General features: G+C 71.9%; 16 protein-coding genes. 5 read left to right on the forward strand and 11 right to left on the reverse strand.

Features of this window, described 5'->3' with window-relative positions; genetic code table 11:
• Nucleotides 1–25 precede the first annotated feature (25 nt).
• The 3 genes from ABD208_RS15605 to ABD208_RS15615 all read right to left on the reverse strand — a co-directional run bounded on the left by ABD208_RS15605 (nt 26) and on the right by ABD208_RS15615 (nt 6,611).
• On the reverse strand, nt 26–1,714 hold the full coding sequence (locus ABD208_RS15605; protein ID WP_344104600.1) for a cation:proton antiporter: 1,689 nt from the start codon (nt 1,712–1,714) through the stop codon (nt 26–28).
• A gap of 90 nt (nt 1,715–1,804) precedes the next feature.
• On the reverse strand, nt 1,805–5,521 hold the full coding sequence (locus ABD208_RS15610; RefSeq protein ID WP_344104602.1) for an Ig-like domain-containing protein: 3,717 nt from the start codon (nt 5,519–5,521) through the stop codon (nt 1,805–1,807).
• A 196-nt stretch (nt 5,522–5,717) separates the two neighbouring features.
• Nucleotides 5,718–6,611, reverse strand: a complete 894-nt coding sequence (locus ABD208_RS15615) for an SDR family NAD(P)-dependent oxidoreductase (RefSeq protein WP_344104604.1) — start codon at nt 6,609–6,611, stop codon at nt 5,718–5,720.
• A 100-nt stretch (nt 6,612–6,711) separates the two neighbouring features.
• Here ABD208_RS15615 and ABD208_RS15620 point away from each other — a divergent pair, with 100 nt between their 5' ends.
• A complete protein-coding gene (locus tag ABD208_RS15620) occupies nt 6,712–7,377 on the forward strand; it encodes a TetR/AcrR family transcriptional regulator (protein ID WP_344104606.1) in 666 nt (221 codons plus the stop codon).
• 4 nt (nt 7,378–7,381) lie between these two features.
• Here the strand turns inward: ABD208_RS15620 and ABD208_RS15625 are convergent, their stop codons facing one another.
• On the reverse strand, nt 7,382–8,473 hold the full coding sequence (locus ABD208_RS15625) for an NAD(P)-binding domain-containing protein (RefSeq protein ID WP_344104608.1): 1,092 nt from the start codon (nt 8,471–8,473) through the stop codon (nt 7,382–7,384).
• A gap of 51 nt (nt 8,474–8,524) precedes the next feature.
• Entirely contained in the window at nt 8,525–9,010 is a 486-nt protein-coding gene (locus tag ABD208_RS15630; protein WP_344104610.1) for a hypothetical protein, read from the reverse strand.
• Nucleotides 9,011–9,264: 254 nt separating this feature from the next.
• Here ABD208_RS15630 and ABD208_RS15635 point away from each other — a divergent pair, with 254 nt between their 5' ends.
• Both ABD208_RS15635 and ABD208_RS15640 read left to right on the forward strand, forming a co-directional pair.
• The gene (locus tag ABD208_RS15635; RefSeq protein WP_344104612.1) at nt 9,265–10,191 is read left to right on the forward strand and encodes a type IV toxin-antitoxin system AbiEi family antitoxin domain-containing protein; all 927 of its coding nucleotides are present in this window, start codon (nt 9,265–9,267) and stop codon (nt 10,189–10,191) included.
• A gap of 62 nt (nt 10,192–10,253) precedes the next feature.
• Nucleotides 10,254–11,282, forward strand: coding sequence for a nucleotidyl transferase AbiEii/AbiGii toxin family protein (locus ABD208_RS15640; protein ID WP_344104614.1), 1,029 nt, complete (start codon nt 10,254–10,256; stop codon nt 11,280–11,282).
• Here ABD208_RS15640 and ABD208_RS15645 read toward each other — a convergent pair.
• Nucleotides 11,277–11,792, reverse strand: a complete 516-nt coding sequence (locus tag ABD208_RS15645) for a GNAT family N-acetyltransferase (protein WP_344104616.1) — start codon at nt 11,790–11,792, stop codon at nt 11,277–11,279. The genes ABD208_RS15640 and ABD208_RS15645 overlap by 6 nt on opposite strands.
• Before the next feature lie 298 nt (nt 11,793–12,090).
• Between ABD208_RS15645 and ABD208_RS15650 the strand changes: the two genes are divergently transcribed.
• Nucleotides 12,091–13,272 carry an MFS transporter gene (locus ABD208_RS15650; protein WP_344104619.1) on the forward strand — a complete coding sequence of 394 codons (1,182 nt, stop codon included), beginning with the start codon at nt 12,091–12,093 and terminating at the stop codon, nt 13,270–13,272.
• 37 nt (nt 13,273–13,309) lie between these two features.
• Here the strand turns inward: ABD208_RS15650 and ABD208_RS15655 are convergent, their stop codons facing one another.
• Nucleotides 13,310–14,305 carry a hypothetical protein gene (locus ABD208_RS15655; RefSeq protein WP_344104623.1) on the reverse strand — a complete coding sequence of 332 codons (996 nt, stop codon included), beginning with the start codon at nt 14,303–14,305 and terminating at the stop codon, nt 13,310–13,312.
• Between the two features lie 103 nt (nt 14,306–14,408).
• The gene (locus ABD208_RS15660) at nt 14,409–15,128 is read right to left on the reverse strand and encodes an AAA family ATPase (RefSeq protein ID WP_344104625.1); all 720 of its coding nucleotides are present in this window, start codon (nt 15,126–15,128) and stop codon (nt 14,409–14,411) included.
• Between the two features lie 38 nt (nt 15,129–15,166).
• Here ABD208_RS15660 and ABD208_RS15665 point away from each other — a divergent pair, with 38 nt between their 5' ends.
• A complete protein-coding gene (locus ABD208_RS15665) occupies nt 15,167–15,412 on the forward strand; it encodes a cupin domain-containing protein (protein WP_344104627.1) in 246 nt (81 codons plus the stop codon).
• A 40-nt stretch (nt 15,413–15,452) separates the two neighbouring features.
• Here the strand turns inward: ABD208_RS15665 and ABD208_RS15670 are convergent, their stop codons facing one another.
• From ABD208_RS15670 to ABD208_RS15680, 3 genes are all read right to left on the reverse strand, one after another.
• The gene (locus tag ABD208_RS15670; protein WP_344104629.1) at nt 15,453–18,170 is read right to left on the reverse strand and encodes a beta-L-arabinofuranosidase domain-containing protein; all 2,718 of its coding nucleotides are present in this window, start codon (nt 18,168–18,170) and stop codon (nt 15,453–15,455) included.
• Nucleotides 18,167–19,984, reverse strand: coding sequence for a family 43 glycosylhydrolase (locus ABD208_RS15675; RefSeq protein ID WP_344104631.1), 1,818 nt, complete (start codon nt 19,982–19,984; stop codon nt 18,167–18,169). Before ABD208_RS15675 ends, ABD208_RS15670 begins: the two co-directional genes overlap by 4 nt.
• Nucleotides 19,985–20,055: 71 nt before the next feature.
• Nucleotides 20,056–21,756 carry a glycoside hydrolase family 27 protein gene (locus tag ABD208_RS15680; protein ID WP_344104633.1) on the reverse strand — a complete coding sequence of 567 codons (1,701 nt, stop codon included), beginning with the start codon at nt 21,754–21,756 and terminating at the stop codon, nt 20,056–20,058.
• Nucleotides 21,757–21,791: the final 35 nt, after the last annotated feature.

Raw genomic sequence — 21,791 nt, forward strand, 5'->3', positions numbered from 1 at the left:
CGACGACACGCCCGCCGGCGGCCGGTCAGTCCGGGACATCCGTGCCCGCGAGCCGTCCCCGCAGCTCGAGGTCGATCTGGGTGGCGTCCAGGGTGGCCAGGGCGTCCTGGAGGATGTCGGCGTCGAAGGTGCCGTCGTCGCGCGCGTCGAGCAGGGCGGAACGCTGCGCCGCGATGACGGCAAGGCGGTGCCGTTTCATGGCGGGGAACCCCGCCGGGCCAGGCTCGGCGTGCGTGACCTCCTCCGGTTCCGGGACCGTTCCGGCGGCGGCTCGCAGGGTCTCGAACAGCCGCGCCAGTTCGTCCTGGTTCCGCTCCGCGGCCGCGGCCGGATCCTCCGGCGGCGTGACGCGCCGCACCACGGCGGCCACGGTCCCGCCCTGCAGCAACAGGGACATCACCGCCACCGCGTAGGCGACCAGGACCAGGGTGGACCGTTGCGGGGCGTCCGGCGGCAGCGTCTGCACCGCGGCCACGGTCACCGCGCCGCGCATCCCCGCCCACACGACGACGACGCCGTCCCGCCACCCGAGCGACTCCCGGCGGAAGTACTCGATGTTCGCGAGCCCCCGGGTCAGGCGCGTGGCGAACCGGTCCAGGTCGCGCTCCGACACCTGCCGGCGCGGCGTGCTCACGGCGTCCACCGTCCTGCGCCTGCCCTCGGGGGTACTCAGCTTCTCCTGCAGGTTCTCGAGCCGGGGCTGCAGCCTGTCGTGCCGGCGCCCCTGCGCCGCGAGCGCCGCCAGCAACGGCACGACGTAGGCGGCGCGCACGAGCACGACGAGCACCAGCGCCCCGGCCGCGACGAGCACCGCGGGCCCGACCCCGGCGTGCTCCCGCTCCACCTCGCCGACGATCGCCCGCACCTCCAGCCCCATCATCAGGAACACCGCGCCCTCGAGCACGACCTCGACGGTGCGCCAGTTCTGCGTGTCCGACAGCCGGTGCTGCGGCGACAGGTCGCGCGGTGCGCGGAATCCGGTGACGAGCCCCGCGGCGACGGCCGCGACCAGCCCGGACGCCCCGAGCGCCTCGGCGGGCAGGGACGCGACGAACGGGACCGTGAAGGAGATGACGGTGTTCACGGTGGAGTCGGTGACGCGCCGCCGGACGAACAGGTTCCCGAACCCGGCGGCGACGCCGATCGCGACCGCCACGACGACCGCGTAGGCGAACGTCCCGGCCACGTCCCAGAACGTGACGGCCGCGGCGGTCCCCACGATCGCCGTGCGCAGCAGCACGAGCGCCGTCGCGTCGTTGAGCAGGCCCTCGCCGTCGAGCAGCGCGACGACGCGCGGCGAGACGGGCTGCCGCTTGATGATCGACGTCGCCACGGCGTCCGTCGGGCTGACGACGGCGCCGAGCGCGCAGCCCCAGGCGAACCCGATCCCCGGGAACACCAGCATGAAGAACAGCCCGAGCACCAGGGAGCTGACGACGACGAGCAGCACCGACAGCCCGCTGATCGCCCCGAACTCGCGGCGGAAGTTCATCGTCGGCATGGACACCGCGGCCGAGTAGAGCAGCGGCGGCAGCACGCCCTCGAGGATCAGGTCGGGCTCGATCTCCAGGCCCGAGAACACCGGCAGGAAGCTCGCCCCGACGCCGATCAGCACCAGCAGCAGGGGCGCCGCGACCCCGAGACGCGGCCCGGCGACCGTCGCCCCGGCGATCACCAGGAGCGCGCTCAGGGACACCACGAGGAGTTCGGCCACCCCGTCATCCTGCCAGGGTGTCCGTGATCCTTCGCGGGCGGGCGGGTGGGGGCACCCGAGGGCGCCCGCACCCGCCCGCCTCGCGGCGGATCAGGCGTCGTCGCGCGCCACGGCCGCCGCCCACGAGAGCACGGGAGAGCGGCCGTTGGTCCCGCGCAGCCGGATCGTGACCGGGCCGTCCTGGGCGAGGTCGACGTCGTACGACAGGACCTCCCCGGGATTCGCGGCGTCGAGCGTGACGGTCCCGGCCTTCCGGCTGGTGCCGTCGTGGTCGAGCAGCACGTCGGCGCTGCGCGCGTCGTCCGGCCACCAGGAGTGCGAACCCGCCGCGACGGTGTACCGCCCCGCCGGGAGGGTGAAGGTGTACGACACCTCGGCGCCCACCTGGTTGGCGGTGTAGATCCCAGTGGTCGTCGTCTTGTCGTAGTCACCGGCGACGACGCCCTTGTACCGCAGGTCGCCCGCGCCGGAGGCGGTCCGGCCCCAGTGGCCCCACGTGGCGCCCTCGGTGCGCACCTGATCGGGCGCGTCGTTCACCAGGGCGTCCCCGACGAGCCCGGCGACGGCCGCCCAGGACGGCGAGTCGTACCCGAGCGCGGTCGACCGGGTGGCGTTCACGTCACCGAAGGCGATCGTGCCCGCGGGCACGACCTCCACGTGCGCGGTCGCGGCGACGGGCCCCGCGGACCCCGGGACCTCGACGGCGGCCCAGGCCTCGTCGAACGACACGCCCCGGGTGTCCCACGCGACCGGGACCTCGCGGGTGGTGCCGTCGGTGAGCTCGGCGGTGAGCGTGGCCGGCAGGGCGGGCGCCTGCCCGGCGTAGGTTGCCACGCGCGCGTCCTCGAGCCGCACGACCCGGTTCAGCACCGGGTCGGCCGCCGACTCCAGCCGGGACACCAGGGCCGCCGCCCCCTGGCCGTCGAGGCGGTACGACGCCGGGTCCGCGAGCGCCGCACGGGCGTCGGTGAGGGTGCGCCGCAGCACCGCCCAGTCGGTGTCGGTGAAGTCGCCGGTGCGTTCCACGGCCTCGGCGGCCTCGGCCGCCCGCTCGAGCGCGCGGTCGTCGGCGGCGTCGGACGCGGGGGCGGAGATCACGCCGACGGCGTCGACGTTCAGGGTGCCGGACGTGACCGTGAGCCGTACGGTGTGGCGGCCCCACGGCAGCCCGCGCAGCTCGTACGCCTGCTGGTAGTGACCGGCGGCGCGGACCCGGGCGTTGGTGGCCACGGGTTCGCCGTCGACGTGGACGTCGAGGCGGGCGGATCCGTCGTTCGGGCCCAGCACGTCGAGCCCGGATCCGGTGAACGTGTGGCTCACCGACGCGCCCGCGGCGTCGTTGACCGAGGACGTGCGGTTGTACTCGTACATGCCCTTGCCGTGGTCGTGCGACCAGGCGCCGGCGTAGACGAGCTTGCGCACGGCCGGGTCGCGCGGGTCGCTCATCTGCATGCCGTCGAGGTACTCCCCGTAGTACGGGATCTCGTCGTCGACGCGCTCGATCCTCAGGTCGTCGAACTGGGTCCAGTGGAAGCCGCTGGCGAGGTCGACCCAGCCGGACAGGACGGGCGCGTCGTCGGTCCAGGCGACGACCTGCTCGCCGTCCACGCGTCCGGTGACGCGGTTGCCCGCGACCTGCACGGACAGCTCGTGCCAGGCGCCGGCGTCCCAGCCGTCGCCCGCCACGGTGCCGGAGTCGAGCTCCTTGCCGTAGCGCAGCAGCTGCCAGGTGCCCTCGGAGCTCAGCTTGAGGGCGTAGGGCGTGCCGTTCAGGTGGTGGGAGCTGCCGCCGCCGCTCGACCGGGCGCCGAGCGCGGCGTAGTTGCCGGCCGCGGGCCCCCGTTCGAAGCGGACGTCGACGGTGGCGCGGTAGTTGCTCCAGCGCCGGTCGCCGACGGCGGTGACGGGCTCGCCGTTGTTCCACGCCCCGCCGACGCCGGTGCCCTCACGGTCCACCTGCTGGCGCAGCACCCATTCGCCGTCGGCGGCACGGTAGGCCTCGAAGGATCCGTTGCGGTCCCAGGTGTACAGCGGGATCGCGCCGGTCGCGCCGCCGCGTGAGGCGAGGAAGTCCTCGGTCTCGCGCGTGGGGCGGCCGTCGGCGCCGATGACGGGCACCGTGCGGCCCTCGTAGTCGAAGTCGTCCTCCCAGAGCACGCCGCGTTCCGGGGCGGCGTCGAGCACGGTGCGGGTGCCGCCGGAGGGCAGCGGCGTCGTCCAGCCCGCGTCGCGGGACACGTCGAGGGTCGTGGCGGTCGCGATCGAGAAGGGCGCGACGGTGACGGTGTAGCCGCCGCCGGCGTCGGCCGCGACGTCGCCCGCGTGCCGCTTGTGGCGCGCGTCGAACCGCTCGCCCGGCCCGGCGGCGCGGGTCTCCCAGACGGCGAGCTCCGGGCCCGCGCCCAGGGCCATGTCCCGGGGCGTGATCCGGTAGGTGCGCGGCTTCTCGGAGTCGTTCACCAGGACGGTGGAGAAGCCGGAGCGGTCGGGTGCCGCCAGCGTGAGGTAGTTCGGCCCGCCGTTGCGGCCGTTGACCGGGTTGGTCCCGGACGCGGTGCTGGCCGACGCCTGCGGCACGGCCCGCCAGATCCCGGCGGAGTTGCCGTCGTTCTCCCAGCCGGTGACGGCGAAGCTGGAGAAGTGCTGGAGCACCGCGAGCCCGGCGTCGTACCGGATCCAGCCCGACCACGGGTCGCGCGCGCCGACCAGCTCCTTGTACGAGTACTGCCCGCCCTCGTAGAACGCGCCGATCGCGGGCTGGTAGACGAAGTGGGTGCGGCGCGAGTTCACGAAGCCCTTGACGATGGTGTTGGCCATCTCCAGCGGCCCGCCGGTACCGCCCAGGCCGGTGCCCGCCACGCCCGGGTCGTTGGTGTTGTTGTGCGGCCGGTGCGCCGAGTCGCTGAACGTGGCCTGGGCCTCGCTGTTCCAGATCTCCTCGTCGAACCGGTCGGCGAGGCGCTTGAAGTTCCCGGCGGCGTCGTCGTTCGTGTTGTAGTGGAAGCCCGACGCCGCGACCGCGTCGCGCAGGGCGGCGTCGGCCACCATCTCGTCGCCGAACGTGCCCGTGCCGACCTCGTCGGAGATGACGACGCCGATCCGGTGGAACAGCTCGGCCTCCCCGTCCCGGAAGCCCGCGAGATCCGGGTCGTCGTGGACGTAACCGGTCCGGTCCGTGCGGACGCGCGCGGCGTACTCCTGGACCCAGGCCAGGTCGGCCGTGTGCTCGTTCACGCCCGGGTTGACGTAGTCGACCATGTACCCGTACTCGCGGTACGCGGCCAGGATCGTGTTCTTGTACCAGTCGTAGATCTCGTCGTCCGTGTCGGCCCACGGCACGGCGTTCCAGCGCAGGATCGACACCTTGAGGTCCGGGTTGACCTTCCGCGCGTCGGCGGCAAGCTGGAAGCCCGGGTGGCGGCGCACGTTCGCCGGCTCGTCGGGGGTGCGCATCGTCGCGACGTCCGAGCCGGTCGAGTTGTTGCGGTCGTCGCCCATCTCGATCTTGACGTGGTCCATGACCGGGCGGTCACCGCCGAACAGGACCCGCAGCATCTCCGCGTACCTGTGCGGGTGCCGCGCCTTGTAGTCCATCAGCACCGCGCTGGTGGAGTTGGCGGTGAGCACGCCGAACCCCTTGAACGTCAGGCCGTTGACGTTGTCGGCGCGCACGTCGTCGCCGTCGACGACGATCTGGGTGACCTCCTCGGCGGCCGACGCCGCCGGGAGGGTCGCGAGCGAGGTCGCGACGAGGCCCGTCGCGAGCAGGCCCGCCACGACGGCGCGGGGCAGGTGTGGGTGTCTCATGGATCTCCTTCGATCACGCGAGGCGGTCGTCACCGACGCGCCGTGAACCCTTTGAACGATCAGCTTCGATCATATGAAGCCTCGATCGATCACGTGCCGATTCTTCCCGCGCCGCTCCTGCGATGTCAAGGCGGTTTCTGATTTCTTCTGATCCTTCACGATCAGAACCACGCACCTGCGTCGCGGCGGCGGCGCGTCACACCGGGAACTCGACGCCCGTCAGCTCCTCCGAGACCGCCCAGAGCCGGCGCTGCACCTCCAGGTCGTACGAGGCGGGGCTGGAGGTGACGAGGCGCGGATGTCCCGTCACCTCGCCCCTGCCCCCGGGGCCGTAGTACTGGCCGCCGAGAACAGCCGGGTCCGTCGCGGCGCGCAGGGTGGGCAGGGCGCCCGCCGCGGCCTCCTGGGTCATCAGCGGCGCGAGCCAGGTGATCACGGTGCGCAGGGCCGCCGGGCTGTTGCGCGCGAGCTCGGTCCTGGCCACCCCGGGATGCGCGGCCAGCGCGACGGTGCCGCCGTGGGCCGCGAGCCGTCGCTGCAGCTCGTAGGTGAACATCAGGTTGGCGAGCTTCGACTGCCCGTAGGCACCGACCCTGCTGTACGACTCCTCCCAGTGCAGGTCGTCGAAGTGGATCGCCGCCTGGATGCGGTGCCCCATGCTGCTGACCGTCACGACCCGGGACCCGGGCACCGGCAGCAGCCGGTCCAGCAGCAGCCCGGTGAGCGCGAAGTGCCCCAGGTGGTTGGTGCCGAACTGCAGCTCGAAGCCGTCGGAGGTGGTCCGCCGCGGCGGGTACATCACGCCCGCGTTGTTGACGAGCAGATCGATCCTCGGGTGCCGGCCGCGCACCTCGGCGGCGGCCGCGCGCACCGAGTCCAGCGACGACAGGTCCAGCGGCTGCACCGTGACGTCACCACCCATCCGGGCGGCCGCCTGCTTGCCCTTCTCGATGTCGCGGACGGCCAGCACCACCGACGCGCCCCGCTGGGCCAGCACCCGCGCCGTCTCGTAGCCCAGGCCGGTGTTGGCTCCGGTCACCAGCGCCACACGTCCCCGCTGGTCAGGCACATCCCGCTCGCTCCAGTTCATGACCGCTCCCTAATATCCCATCGGTACATTACGTCGTGGAGCATAGTGGACCGCCGGTACATTGACAAGAGGCCACCGGTCGATTAGCTAGCCTGGGGGCATGACCTTCCAGCGCGCACGCAACGACGAGCAACGCGCGATCCGGCGCCGGGCGATCCTGGACACCGCCGCGACGATGCTCGACGAGATGCCCGTGGCCGACGTGAGCCTCAACGAGCTGAGCCGGCGCGCGGGCCTGGCCAAGTCGGCGCTGGTGCGGTACTTCGAGTCCCGCGAGGCGGTCCTGCTCGAGCTGCTCGACCACTTCCTCGCGACCTGGCTGGAGGAACTACCGGGCGAGCTGGCCTTCGGCGTGAACGCGAACCTGCCCGCCGAACGACGTGCCGCCCGCCTGGCAGAGGTGCTCAGCGCCTCGCTGGCCGCCCGCCCGGTGCTCTGCGACCTGTTCGCGGCGCAGGGCGCCGTGCTGGAGCACAACGTCTCCCTGGAGGTCGCCCTGCGGCACAAGCGCGCGTCGCTCGAGGCCCTGGCGACCCTGACCGGCGTCGTCCGCCGGCACCTGCCCGAACTCGGCGACGACGGCGCCCGGACCTTCTGCCTGCACGCCCTGGTCCTGGCGGGCGCGTTGTCGGCGTACTGCCCGCCGCCCGCCGCCGTGCAAGCCGTCTACGACGCCGATCCGTCGCTCGAGGTGCTGCGCCTCGACCTGCGTGAGGCCCTGCAGCTGGGCCTGGAGTCGGCGCTGCTCGGCACCATGCCGCGGTAGCCGTTCACGCCGGGAGGGACGCCGCGGCCAGCTGCCGCCGGACGGCGAGGGCCGCCGCGCGGCCCGCCCGGTTGCCGCCGATCGTACTGGCCGACGGCCCGTAGCCGACCAGCTGCACCCGCGCGTCCCGTACGGCGGTCACGGAGGTCTGCACGTCGCGCGTACCGGGCAGCAACGGGATGCCGCCGCGTTCGCCGCGCAGGCCGAGCGGTGCCAGGTGCGTGACGGCGGGCCGGAACCCGGTGGCCCACAGGATCGAGTCCACCGGCTCGAAGGCGGGCTCCCCCGGCCGGGTCGCGTCGTCGGCCCACCTGACGCCGCCGGGTTCGATCCGCGCGAACATCGGCCGGCGCCGGTCGTAGACGCCGAGCCGCGCCGCCTCCAGCTCCTGCGGCCGCAGGGCCAGGCCGGTCACGCTCACCACGCTGGCCGGCGGCAGGCCGGCCGCGACGCGTTCCTGCACGTGCGCGACGGCGTCCCGGCCGGCGTCCTCGTCGAACTCCTCCCGCCACACCGGCTCGCGGCGGGTCACCCACAGCACGTCCGTGACGGGCGCGAGCTCGCCGAGGAACTGCACGGCCGACGCGCCTCCGCCCACCACGAGCACCCGCTTGCCCCGGAAATGACCGGCGCCCGGGTAGTCGTGGGTGTGGAACTGCTCCCCGCGGAACGTCCCGATCCCGGGGTAGGCCGGGACGAACGGCCGCTCCCAGGTGCCCGTCGCGTTGACCAGGGTCCGGGTCAGCCACGTCCCGGCGTCGGACCGCACCTCCAGCAGACCACCGCGGTCGCGCACCGATGTCACGCGCACGGGCCGTCGCACCGGCAGACCGTGCTCCGCCTCGTACCGCTCGAACCACGCGGGCACCACCTGGTTGGCACGGTCGCCCGAGCGCCCCGGCGCCGGCCCGTCCGGCAGGTCGGCCACCCCGTGCACGTCCCCCATGGTCAGCGAGTCCCACCGGTGCTGCCACGCCCCGCCCGCACGTGGCGCGCCGTCGAGCACGACGTGCTCGATCCCGAGCCTGACCAGGTGGTACGACGCCGAAAGACCCGCCTGGCCGGCTCCGATCACGATCGACTCGTACACGCTCACGAGAGTCCCAACCACCCGGCCGGGCGTTCCATGCCCGCTGTGACGAACCGGTCAGGGGTAGCTGACCGGCTTGCCGCACTCGGACGGCGTGACGCCGTCGTCCCAGCGGGCCGCGCCGATGCACGCGGTGACCTCGACGCGGTCGATCTGCGGCGAGGGGTACCACGGGCTGTCCGGCGTCAGGGTGAGGGACACCTTGCCGCTGCTGGTGGTCGAGACCAGCTCCCGGTCCACCACCCGCTCGCCGCTGTAGGCGGTGAAGACCGCCACGGCGGTGGGCGCGACGAGGAACGCGCAGATCCCGGGGTCGGAGAGCTTGACGTAGCCCTCCACCCCGACGGCCGACGGCTCCGGCGAGTGGGTCGCGTACCAGTGCAGCGTCCCCTCGGTGGCGCTGACCACACCGCAGACGCCGGTGTGCTCGGCCTGGAAGGGCTGCAGCCGGTCAGGGTGCGTGGCCGACGCCGGGACGGGCGCGGCCAGCAGCGCGGCGGCGAGGGCGAGACTTGCGACGAGGCGTGCAGAAGTGGTTCCCATCGTCCGAGGACTCCCTTGTACTCGTGTGGGTGGAGCGATCACGGCGGGCCGGGAACACCGCCCCGCCAACCGGAGTCTCCCAGCGCGCGGGACCCGGCTCAAGGAAACGGCAGCATCCGAATCGCTTGGGGTCCGACGCCGGCCTCGCGGAGGCTTCCGGCACACGGCAGGTGACGCCCGACCAGCGACCTCGTGGAGGGGCGGCATGCCGTCGCGATCCCTGCATTTGTCACACTCAGCGTTACAATCGCACCATGAGCAGTGCGACGCCACGTAGCACCATCGCCACCCTGGCCGCAGGCCAGTGGGGGCTGTTCAGCGCCGCCCAGGCCACCTCACTCGGCGTGACCCGGATGACGCTCAGCCGCATCGTGTCGTCGGGCGAGCTCGTACGTGTCGTTCACGGCGTGTACGCGACGCCGTCGGCGGTGATGGACGCGCGCGTGGACACCCGGGCGGCATGGCTCGCGACCGATCCGTCCCGGACCACCGACCAGCGTCTGGCTCAGCCGCACCTGAGCGGCGTCATCTCGCACGCCAGCGCTGCCGCGCTGCACCAGATCGGGAACATCCTTGATTCCCGCGTGGACATCACGTTTCCCGGGCGGCACCAGTCCCGGCGCATCGAGGTGCAGCTGCACAGGGCAGAGCTGCGCCGCGACGACGTCACGCACATCGACGGCCTCCCCGTGACGACGCCCGAACGAACCCTCGCCGACCTCGTCGTCGCAGGCCATGACCGCGAGCACATCTCACAGGCCCTGGCCGATGCCGTCGACCAGCACCTCACCTCGCCGGAGCGCGTGCGCTCGGCCCTTGCCCGGCAGATCGGCGACGCCGCCGCCGACGGGGTGATGGACGATCTGCTCCCCTGGGCCGGGCTCGACCAGGAATCGCTGGTCGAAAGGCTCTTCACATCAGCGGTCGTCCAGCGGGCATTCGCCGACGCGTTCGCACTTGGCGTGGAGCGATTCTCGAAGGCTGTCAATTCGAACGACGATCCGCTCGGACAAGAAATGACAGACCGCAGGCAGCGGTCAAGCATGGACGCCGCCACTGTGGCACGCACCCTTGCCTCACCTGCTGTCCGCGACCTCGTCGTCAACCTTGTCTTCAAGCCGACGAAAGACCTGACCGACGACTCCCTGAGACGCGCCCTGCAGACAATGCAGATCGCCTGAGATCAGCCGTCCTGTCGTGAGGCACGCGTGCCGCCACCGGATCTCACAAGGGGACTGCACTCATGACGACGACCAAGCCCTACGCCACCCCTACCGCGATCTGGGCCGCGGCTCGCGACCGCGCCAGGACCGCCGCGCACCTGTACGGCCGCCCTGCCCCGGAGCTGCTGCGACAGTTCACGTTCCAGCGCATGCTTGCCCGCGTTTTCACGGAACCTGAAACACCTTGGGTGCTCAAGGGCGGCAACGCACTGCTCGCACGCATCCAGGATGCCCGGCACTCCAGGGACATCGACCTGCTCGCACGGATCGACGCCGTCGATGACGCGCTGGAGAACTTCCGGAACACGATCTCCTGCGACCTGGGAGACCACTTCGCGTTCGCGGTCACCAAGGTCCGGCAGATCGGCGGAACCGACCAGCAGGCAGAGGTCACGGGACGCAACCTCACGATCACTCCGCGAATCGGCAGCAAAAAGCTCGATCCGTTCCCTGTCGACCTCGTCACGGGATCCCTGATGACGAGCGAGCCGGAGATTCTCACCGCACGCCCGCTCGTCGAACTTCCCGGGCTCGATCTGCCTCCGTTCCGGCTCTACCCCGCCGTCGACCACGTCGCCGACAAGCTCTGCGCGACCGAGACCGTCTACCGCGGGCGGCCCTCCACCCAGATCCGCGATCTCGTCGATCTCGTCGTGATCGCTCGCACCCAGGGCATGGGCCTGTCGGATCTCCGCTCGGCGATCCACCAGGAGCGCGTCCACCGGAACCTTCCGGCCACCGACACGTTCCAGGCCCCTGACGGATGGGCCGCCACCTATCCGGCGGCCGCGGCCGCAACGCCGCTCTGCGACGGACTCACCTTCGACGATGCTGTCGCGCTCGTCTCCCATCTGCTGGCACCCGCATTGACCGACACGACGGACGACGCGAGCTGGAACCCCATCAGCACGACATGGGACAGCGCGGCGGTGAAGGGCCCCTCCGACATGAACACGTCCGACGACGCCGGCGACGAGTTTGAGGGTACGGATCGATCGCGACAAACAGGTCGATGCATGCAGGATGCGTCCCGGTCGTGTCCGTCATGACCTCGGCGCAGTCACCGTGAAGGTCAGCCAGGTGTCGGGGCCCTGGACGCCGCGGCGGCTGTCCTTGTCGAAGGCTTGCGCCAGGCGTGGCCAGAACGCGGCGGCCGCCGCGTTGCTCTCCTGGTAGGCGACCGACCACTCGCCCGGTGCCGCCTCCAGGACGGCGCGGGCGAACGCCGTGCCGAGTCCTCCCCTGCGGACCGGAGCCACGAGGAAGAAACTGCTGAGGACCCGCGTCGGCTCGTCGAGTGCGCGAGTGATCGCCAGACCCACCGGCTGCGGGCCCGCACTGAGCAGCCACGGCTGCCACGACGGCTTCGCCGCATCCAGGGCGGCGTCGAGCCGCTCCGAACGGTACGTGCCGTCCGGACCGGGCAACGTTCCCGTGACGCCGGACATGTCATGCCGGAACAGCAGCCAGAGGTGCCGCAGCGCGGGCTCGTCGGCTGCGGTCGCGATGCGGGCGGCGACCGGCGTCGGAAGGTCGAGGTCGGTGTGCAGGATCGTCATACGCAAGAGCCTCGGAACGCGATGGCGTGCCGAGGCTCTGGTCGAATTCTCTCACGCCTCACGCCTCACGCCGCGCAGCTCGGTCGGCAGTCCGTGCGGTCCGGATCTGGGCCGAGACGCACGTCCCCGACATCCTCGAGGCCCGGGCCCGCATCGAGGCGGCCGATGAACCAGACGGTCACGAACGGGCGTAGCGAGCACGGGCGCCGGCCCAAGGGGTGACGGCGCTCGAATCGATCGGATCCGACGCCGTATCCTCTGCCTGCGGGTGAACGGGATTCACGGACAGGGGTGGCGTATGAGCGAGAACACGGTCGACGACGAGGCGAAGGCCGGGCTCGGCAACGCCCAGGCGGGGCTGCTGGTGCTGGCCTTCTCGGTGTTCGCCGCGGTGGCCACCGAGATGCTTCCGGTGGGGCTCCTCCCGGAGATCGCGGACAGCCTGGAGATCTCCGAGGCGCGGACCGGCCTGCTGGTCTCGCTGTACGCGGGGATGGTCGCCGTGCTCGCCGTCCCGCTGACCATCGCCACCCGGCGGATCCCGCGCAAGCGGCTGCTGCTGATCGGCATGGGCGTCTACGCGGCGAGCAACCTCGTCTCGGCCCTCGCGCCCGGCTTCGCGGCGCTCGCCGTGGGGCGCGCGATCGGCGGGGCGACCCATGCGCTCTTCATCTCCGTGGCCATCGGGTACGCGGCCCGGCTCGTGCCGCCGCGGCTGACGGGGCAGGCGCTCGCGCTGGCCTCGGCCGGGGTGTCGCTGGGCTTCGTGCTCGGGGTGCCGCTCACCACCGCGCTGGGCAACGCCGCCGGGTGGCGGGTCGCGTTCGGGGCGCTCGTCGTGCTCATGGTGGTCGCGCTCGTCCTGATCGCCGTCGTGCTGCCCGACGTCGGCGAGCGGGCCGCCGCCGCGGCCGCCGGGTCCGGGCACCGGCGCAGGATGACCACGGTCATCGCCTCGAACACCCTGGCCTGGATCGGGCACTTCACGCTCTACACCTACATCAGCGTGCTGCTGCTGCGCGCCGGGGCGCCGAGCGGCGCCGTCGGGCCGCTGCTGCTCGTGTTCGGCACGTTCGGGCTGCTCGGGGTCTGGCTGGGTGCGCCCTGGCTGGACCGCGCCCCCCGGCACAGCGCGCTGGTGATCCTCGCCCTCGTCGCGCTCGGCATCGGGGCCGCGGGTGCGGCGTCGGCGCATCTCGGCTGGGTCGTAGCGGCCGGAGTGGTCTGGTCGCTCGCCTGGGGGCCGGTCGCGTCGCTCTACCAGTCGGCCGCCGTCCGCTCCCACGCCACCACCCCCGAGCTGGCCGGCGCATGGATCAACGCCACCTGCAACATCGGCATCGCCGTCGGCGCGGTCCTGGGCGGCCAGGTCCTGGAGGTCGCGGGCATCCGCGAGGTCGCGTGGCTGGCCCTGGCGATCGTCCTCCCGGCGATCGCCGTCATCGCCCTCGGCAGACGGGCGTTCCCCGCGAGGGCGTGAGCGCGGGCGGGTCACAACCAACCCTCCTCCGCCTCGCTCAACGCTGCCATGTGATGCCTCGGGTCTCTCCGGTCTCGATCAGTTCGTCGACGACGTCCAGCAGCCGACGTAGGAACACGTCCAAGCCGGCCGCGACCTCGCCGGGCGGCTCGTCGCCCTGGAGCCAGGTGGTCCCGTGGACCTGTGCTCTCGGCAGGTGCACGATCCGGCCGTCCTCGGGCACCAGTGCGAAGAAGCCCACGCCGTCCGCGCCGAACGGGACCACCGGGAAGGTGCCGGTCCTGGTCCGGACGGCCACGGGAAACCCGCGACGGCCGGCGTCAGCAAGCCAACGGGCAGGATGGATGGCGTAGCCAGTGTGCACATCGGGTAGGGAGACCTCCTGCACGACGACGTAGAACCGAGCGAGCGGCTCCGGCAGATCGGGGCGGGACTCGCGCGGTCCGGCGTCGTGGAAAGGGACGACCGTGTTGGAGCCGAGCTCCGGAACATGGCCGGGACTCTTCTCGAAGGTGGTCTCGAAGCTGCGGGCAGAGGCTGCCATCGCATCGCGCCACCATCCCGGGTCGACCGGAGGAAGATAGCCGAGCGGGACCTCGTCGGGTTCACCTGCCAGTTCGGCGTACTGGTCGAGGTCCAAGGACACACCTGCTCGGGCCATCCAAGCGAGCGCCGCCGGTTCCAGTGCCAGGCCGCACGACCCGATCGGATCCAGCCCGTCCAGCTCCTGGACGATGACGAGGGACGCCTTGTCGCCGGCCTCGACCCGACGGCGGATCCCGTCCGCCATCTCAGCCGGGAGAGCAACAAGGGCACGGTTGATGCCGTCGACTCCGGCGTGGCGGGAGGCCCGCCACGACAGCCTGTGGCGCCAGAAGCTCGACGTGCAGGTCTTCTTGTGCGGAGGCCTGGACCGAGCACGCGGGTGCGCGTCGCCGACGGAGTACCCGCCGTCGGACGGCACCCCGATCGTGGCCTCGACCTCGGCCAGCGGCGCATCGGAGCCGACCTTGAGATAGGCGTACCAGCTCATGCCGCGCTCATCTCCGGGTTCGTGGCGCTACCGGGCCAGGGACCCGCGCAGGCTGGACGCCCGGGGCGTGACCGACGTGCGGCTCGGGATGCCGGCTCATGCCCTAGTCCTGGAAGAAGGTGTCCGGCTTGGCGAGGAATCTGCGCCAGAGGGCCACCGGGACGAGGTCGGCCCACTTGCGCTCCGCGATGCCGTCCTGGGTCAGCTCCAGGATCTGCGCTCCTGGGATCGCGGCGACCAGGGGTGAGTGCGTCGCGTAGATCACCTGGGCGTCATGATCGGCGACCAGGTCCTGGAGCCGGTACAGGAGCTGGAGGGTCGACTCGAACGACAGCGGGCCCTCGGCCTCGTCGAGCAGGTAGAGGCCCGGGCCCGTGAAACGCCCTGCGATCGCCTGGAGATAGGACTCGCCGTGGCTCACCTCCCAGGAGGGCAGGTCGCCGTAGCCGGGAACGCCGTACATGTGCGCGAGCATCCCGTAGGCGGTCTCGGCTCGCAGGAGAAAGCCCTTGGCCTTGCGATGGCCGAGCATGCGAGAGCCCGCGGCCGTGCGGTCGAGGAGGATCGCCTCGCCGAGCTCGCTCCGTTCGACGTTGCTGGCGTACTTCCGGCCGCCGTGCCCGCCGCGGACGTCGATGCCGTAGCCCTCGGCTATCGCCTCGAGCAGGGTGGACTTGCCGCTCCCGTTCGCGCCCACCAGGATCGTGATGCGGCTCGCCAGTTCGATGCCCTCGGCGACCAGGTCGGCGACCGACGGAACCGTCCAGGGCCACCGCCCTTCCTCGACGAGAGACGGGTTCACGCGGATTCGCTCGATGAGCACCGGGCCAGCGTAACGAGATCACCAGGCATGCTGTACCCATGCCGAAGACCTTGCCCACGGGCCCCACCCTGATCCACGACGACAGCGAGGTGCGCTTCGTCGCCGGGACCGACCAGTTCGCGATCCGCCTCAAGGACGGGCACGTGCACGTGCGCGCCATCGACGCCGAGGGCGGCGAGGCGCAGCTCGTGGTGATCCCGACGTCGCGCAGCACCGTCAACCTGCAGATCGAGCACCCGGCCGCGCACGGGCCGGTCGACCTCGAGGGCCCGACGGTCCGCTGAGCCGGGTCGCGGCCCGCCGGGGCGGGCCGCGACGCGGTTCTCACACGAAGCGCCAGAGGTGGTCGTCCGTGCCGTTGTCGTCCCAGAGGAGAACCTGCGCCCCCTGCGTCGTCGACATGTCCCGCACACCGAGCACGCGTCCTCCTGCTGACTGGAGGCGGAACGTGTCGCGCCCGGCGTACCGCAGGCGCCACTGCTGGCTCGTGGCGCCGGTGTCGGTGACCTGCACGGCACGCGTGCCGTTGGCGGTCCCGCCGGACTCGGCCGCCAGCACCTTGCCCGAGTGCTGGTTGCGCAGCCGCAGGTACCCGCCGCTGCCGGTCACCGCGGTCCACAGGTGGTCCGCCGTGCCGGTGTCGCCCCACTGGATCGCGAGCGCGCCGTCGGCGGTCGACATGCCGGTGACCCCGAGGACGAGGCCGCTGTGCACGTTCTGGATCCGCCTCGTGCCGGCCGGCACGAGGCGCCAGCGGTTGCCCGCGGTGCCGTTGTCCGGGTCCATCACGACCGCCGCACCGCGCGCGGTCGAGCCGCCCGCGGTCCCCAGCAGCTTTCCGGTGTGGTTGTTGCGCACCCGGTGCGTGCCGTCGCCGTCGTCCAGGATCGTCCACAGGTGGTCGGCGGTGCCGGTGTCGCCCCACTGCAGCACGCGGGCGCCGTCGGCGGTGGACATGTCCTGCACGCCGAGCACCTTGCCGCTGTTGACGCAGCGCAGCTTGACCGCCGTGCCCGCCACGACGGGCACCCAGTCGTGGTCGGCGGTGCCGTTGTCGTCCCACTGGAGCGCTCCGGCGCCGTCGGCCGACGAGGCGTCCTGGATGCCCAGCACGAGCCCGCTGGCGGCGTTGACCAGGCGGAACGGACCGCTCCCGCCGCCCTGTACCGCACGGGTCGCCCAGTACACCGTGTAGTTGAACCCGTGCGCGTCGTGGAACGGCACGAGGCTCACGGACGCGCCGTTCGCGGTCGCCGTGAAGGCGAGCGCGCTGGTGCTCGTCCGGGTGACCGACGACGGCGCCAGGACCGGCAGGCTCGAGAGCCCGCTGCTGCCGTAGTTCCCGGCCAGGACCACCGGCCCGTAGCAGACGGCGGCCACCGCCGGGTCGTCGTTCGACGGCTCGAGGCGCACCGCCATGGGCAGTCGCACGGTGACGACGTCGCCCGAGGTCCACGACCGGGTCAGGCTCGCGTACGCGCCCGGCGTGGTGGAGATCTGCTGCACCGTGCCGTTCACCGCGACCGTGGCGCCCGTGGCCCAGGCGGGGATGCGCACGCGCATCGTCCACGAGCCGGCCACGGAGCCGGTCACCGTGAGCGTCGTCGTGTCGCTCGCGGGGTACGACGTCGCCTGGGTGACGGTGATCCCCCGCTCGGACCAGCTCAGCACCGACGGCACGAACAGGTTCACCGTCAGCGTCGTGCCCGAGCGGAAGTACACCGAGTCCATCAGCTTGGTGTTCGTCTCCAGGCCGGTGCCCTGGCAGCACCAGAACGACGCGTAGTCGGTGCTCCACGTCCCCCCGCCCCACGCCGGGCCGACGCCGCGCCGGCCGCCCGGCTGCAGCGGCGTGAAATAGGTGATGTGGCCGTGCGCGCTGCCCGGGTCCTGGGCACCGATCAGGTGGTTGAGCAGCGCGCGCTCGTAGTAGTCGAAGTAGGCGGCGTTCGAGGGGTCGAGCAGCCACAGCTCACGGGTGAGCTTGAGCATGTTGTAGGTGTTGCACTGCTCGCAGGTGTCGTTGCGCAGGTAGCCCGAGATCGCGTTCGGGGCACGGAAGTGCTCCGCCTGGCTGTTGCCGCCGATCGCATAGGTGTGCGCGCCGACCGTGAACGCCCACGCGTTGCGGGCGATGTCCCGGTACCTCGTGGTGCCGGTCGCCTTGTACTCGCGGGCCGCGCCGATCCACTTCGGGACCTGCGTGTTCGCGTGCAACCCGTCCAGCCGGTCGAGGTTGCCCGCCAGCGGGTCGAACACGGCGGCGTGGTCGAACCGCTGCGCGACGGTCAGCCACCGCGAGTCGTTCGTCATCAGGTACAGGTCGGTCAGGACCGCGTTCATCCCGCCGAACTCGACCCGCAGCGTCGTCTGCATCTGCGAGTAGGAGAGGCGCGCGGTGCGCGCGTCCACCCACGCTGCCATCCGCAGCAGCACGTCCCTGGCCTGAGTGCTCTCCAGGTAGCGCCACGCGTCCAGCAGCCCCGCGAGGGTCTTGTGCAGCGCGTAGTAGACGACGGTGCCGGAGCCCGTCTCGACGACGTTGAACTCCGACTCGGGGAAGCCCGACAGGTACCCCGCCGCGAAGCCCCGGGAGCCGTTGTTCGCCTGGCATCTGGCCAGTTCGGCGACCATGTACGTGGCCTTGTCCCGGCACACGGTGTCGCCGAGCACGGCCCAGGCCTGCGCCCACGCCGTCAGGAAATGGCCCTGGCTGTGGCTGCGGAACGGGAAGTCGGGCGCCTCCCACCCACCGAGCGGGGCGGCGCCGCCCGTCGACAGGCCGTGGTTCGCCCGGAAGGTGTACAGGAGGCGGTCGACGTCGACGAACCGCAGGTACGCGAGGGTGCGGTCCTGGTTGCCCAGCCAGCGGCCGGCGGTGAGCCGGACCTGACCGAGCGGGAACTCCGACGCCGCGACGCCGATCTCGGTACGGGCGGGCGGGATCACGGCGGACGCCGGTGGCGCCGTCAGGAGGTCGGGGCCGACGGCGGCCGCGGCCGCGGCGAGCGCGGCGCCCTGGAGTACGGTACGGCGCTTCATGAGCGGCTCCACTTCATGTCGTCGGCGGTGCCGCAGGTGCGCTGCTCCAGGGCCGCGCCGGAGGTGGTCGCGGCGCCCGTCACGGCGAGGCACTTGCCGCTGTTGAGGTTGACCAGCTGGTGGTAGCCGTCGCCGGTCGAGCGCCAGGTGAAGACCTGGTTGGGGCGGTCGTGGCACGTGTACTGGATGATCGACGCGCCGTCGGCGACGGAGGCGCCGTTGACGTCGAGGCACTTCCCGCTGCTGACGTTCTGCAGGCGCACGTTCCCGCTCCCGGCGTCGGCGAACCGCCACTGCTGCCAGGCCGCGCCGGTGGACGGCCACTGGATCACGGCCGCGAGGTCGGCGGAACTGCCCTCGGTGACGTCGATGACCTGCCCGCTGTTGCGGTTGGTGATCCGGTACGCCTGCGCGGCGCCGTCGTCCCCGCGACCGAACTGCCACCAGTTGACGTTGAACAGGTTGCCGCTCCCGCCGGTGAAGCGCAGGTACAGGTCGTGCGTGCCGGTCGCCCCGGTGACGGGACACGTCGTCGTCGTCCAGGCCTGCCACCCGCCCGTCCCGCCCACCGTGCACGTCCCGACGACGGGACCGGTGGCGCCGTCCAGGCGTACCTCGATCCGGCCGCCGCTGGTCGCCGAGGCGACCCGCGCGGAGAACGACGCGGCCCCGGTGCCGAACGCGACGCCCTTGACCTTGACGTAGTCACCGTTCTCGATCCACCCGACGTTCATCCCGCCCTCGCCGGACGGCTCCGTCTCGATGCCGGAACCCCAGGCGATCGTCTCGGCCTCCTGCCGCACGTACGGGTCGAGCGTGCCGATCTGGGGCGCGCCCGTCGTCGTCATGTTCATGCTCGGGATGGAGCCGTCGGCGCCGTAGCTGAACTTCTCGACCGCCACGGACCGGGTGTAGCCGCCACCGCCCGGCAGGGCGCCGTTGTGGTAGAAGAAGTAGGAGCCGCCCTTGTAGTCGATGATGCCCGGGTGGTTGGTGAAGCTGCTGCCCTGCGTCGGCATGACCGTCCCGCGGTAGGTCCAGGGTCCGGTGGGGCCGGGAGCGGTCGAGTACCCGATGAACTCCGAGCAGCACCTGGCCGCGAACACGTTGTAGTAGGTGCCGTTGCGCTGGTAGACCCACGGACCTTCCTCGTAGAGGGTCGGGCGGTCCGGGTTGCCGGTGCGCGTGCCGAAACCCGCGGTGGTCAGCGGGATCCTGGTCGGGCTGCCGGAGTAGGAGATCATGTCGGCGTTGAGGCGGACGTACCAGAGGTTGGGGTTGCCCCAGTAGAGGTAGGCCTGGCCGTCGTCGTCGATCATGACGTGCGGGTCGATCTCGCCGTTGCCCACCAGGGGGCGCCCGATCGCGTCCCGGAAGGGCCCGGTCGGGCTGTCCGCGACGCCGACCCCGATGACCCGCTGCCCTGTCGAGCGCTGCCGCACCGGCACGTACCAGTAGAACTTGCCGTTGCGTTCGACGACGTGCCCGGCCCACGCGTCCGCGTCGGCCCAGGCGAAGGTCGACAGGGACATCGGGGTGCCGTGGTCGGTCCAGTTGACCATGTCGGTGGTCGAGAACACGCGCCAGTCGCGCATCGTGAAGTAGGTCGATCCGTCCTCGTCGTGCCCGGTGTAGAGGTAGACGCGGCCGTTGTGCTCCAGGGGCGCGGGATCGGCGGTGTAGATGTGCTGGACGATGGGGTTGTCCGCCCGTGCGGGGGCGGCCAGCAGGGAGACCGCGCAGACGGTCGCGGCCAGCACGGCCAGGGCGGACCTGAGTCTCGCCCAGGTCCTGCGTGCGCTGTGTGACTTCATGTTTCCTCCCAGAAGCTCGGGGGCCGGCCCGCGCGCTGGGGCGTCGGGCGCGCGGGCCGGCCGTCAGGGGGTTACCGGCGCGTCCAGACCTGGTTCGCCGCGCCTGTGCACGTCCAGAGCAGGACGGCGGTGTTGTTGGCGGTGAGGTTGCGGTCGACGTCCAGGCAGAGCCCGGATCGCGTGCCGCGGATGGTGCCGTTGGACTGGAGCGTCCACTGCTGGTTGGTGCCGCCGTTGCAGTCCCAGAGCTGGACGCGGGTGCCCGCCGTGGCGTCGAGCGGGGCGTCGAGGCACTTGCCCAGCGACCGCAGCGTGCCGTCCGTCTGGGTCCACGTCTGGTTCGGCGCCGAGTTGCAGTCCCAGATCACCAGCTGGGTGCCGTTCGCGACGGCGCTGTTGGGCACGTCGAGGCAGCGGCCCGACGCGGAGCTGACGAGCGCGGTCCCGTCCTCCGGAGGCTGGGACCCGCTGCCCGGGGTCACCTTGAACAGCGCGACACCGTGCTGCGCGACCGAGGCGGTGAGCTGGCCCGTGGTCGTGCCCGTGGCGCCGGTCCACAGCTCGCGGTAGTTGTGCGTGCCGGAGCCGAGCCCGATCTGGCCGAGCGTCGTCGAGATCTGCCGGGTGCCGGAACCGCGGTTGAGCAGGGCGACCGCCACGGAGCCGTCGGCCAGCGGCTTGGCCCAGACCTCGGCGTCGCCGTCGTCGCGCACCCGGTCCGCCTGCCGCACCAGCGCGTCCTGGTCGATCGCGAGGACGTCGGGGTTGGTGAGCACGGAGCGCACGTCGGCGCTCATGTTCCGGATGTCGTTGCCCGCGATGAGCGGGGCGGAGAGCATCGCCCACATGCTCTGGTGCGCGCGGTTCTCCGTGAGCGTCAGCGAGTTCCGGACGCCGACCATGAGCATGTCGGGATCGTTGTACTGGCCCGGCTTGGTCCACTCGCGCATCGGCTCGATGATGTCGAGGGCCTCGGTGATCCCGACGAAGCAGTCGGCCGACGGCGAGCAGCCGGTCGACCAGGCGTCGTCCAGGTCCTCCGAGGTGCGCCACATGTCCGAGAACGCGCCCCAGCCGGAGTAGGTCGGCGCGGTGTTCCAGTGCGCGCTGTTCGGGTTGATCGAGTAGACGATCGGGCGGCCGGTGGCCTTGAGCGCGTCGCCGAACTTCTTGAACACCGCCGCCTGCTCGGCCGCGGTGCCGCGGGGGTCGCACCAGTCGTGCTTGACGTAGTCGACGCCCCAGGACGCGAACAGGTTCGCGTCCCGCGTCTCGTTGCCGTACGACGACGTGCCCGGCAGGTTCGAGAAGTACTGGTTGCAGGTCTTCTCGCGCGGGGCGTGGTAGATCCCGAACTTCAGGCCCTTGGAGTGGATGTAGTCGCCCAGGGCCTTCATCCCCGAGGGGAACCGGTCCGTGCGGGCGCGCAGATTGCCGTTGGAGTCCCGGGTGTCCTGCATCCAGCAGTCGTCGACGACGACGTACTGGTACCCGGCCGCCGCCATGCCCGAGCTCACCATGGCATCCGCCGTCTGGCGCACCATCTGCTCGTTGATGTTGCAGTAGAACGTGTTCCAGCTGTTCCAGCCCAGGGGCGGCAGCGGCGCCGGCTCCTCGACGGTCGGGGCGGGCGCGGCGGCCACCGAGGCTGCGGCGGCCGGAGCGGCGGCGGGGGCCGGTGCGGCCGCGGCCGGCCCGGCGGTGAGCACGGAGGTGATCAGGGCGGCCGCGGCGAGCAGCGAGAGCCGGCCGCGACGAGTCAGAGCTTTCACGAGCACTCCTTTGTGCGAGGCGATGAGATGCGGTG

This window comes from Myceligenerans crystallogenes, assembly GCF_039529775.1.
GTDB lineage: Bacteria > Actinomycetota > Actinomycetes > Actinomycetales > Cellulomonadaceae > Myceligenerans > Myceligenerans crystallogenes.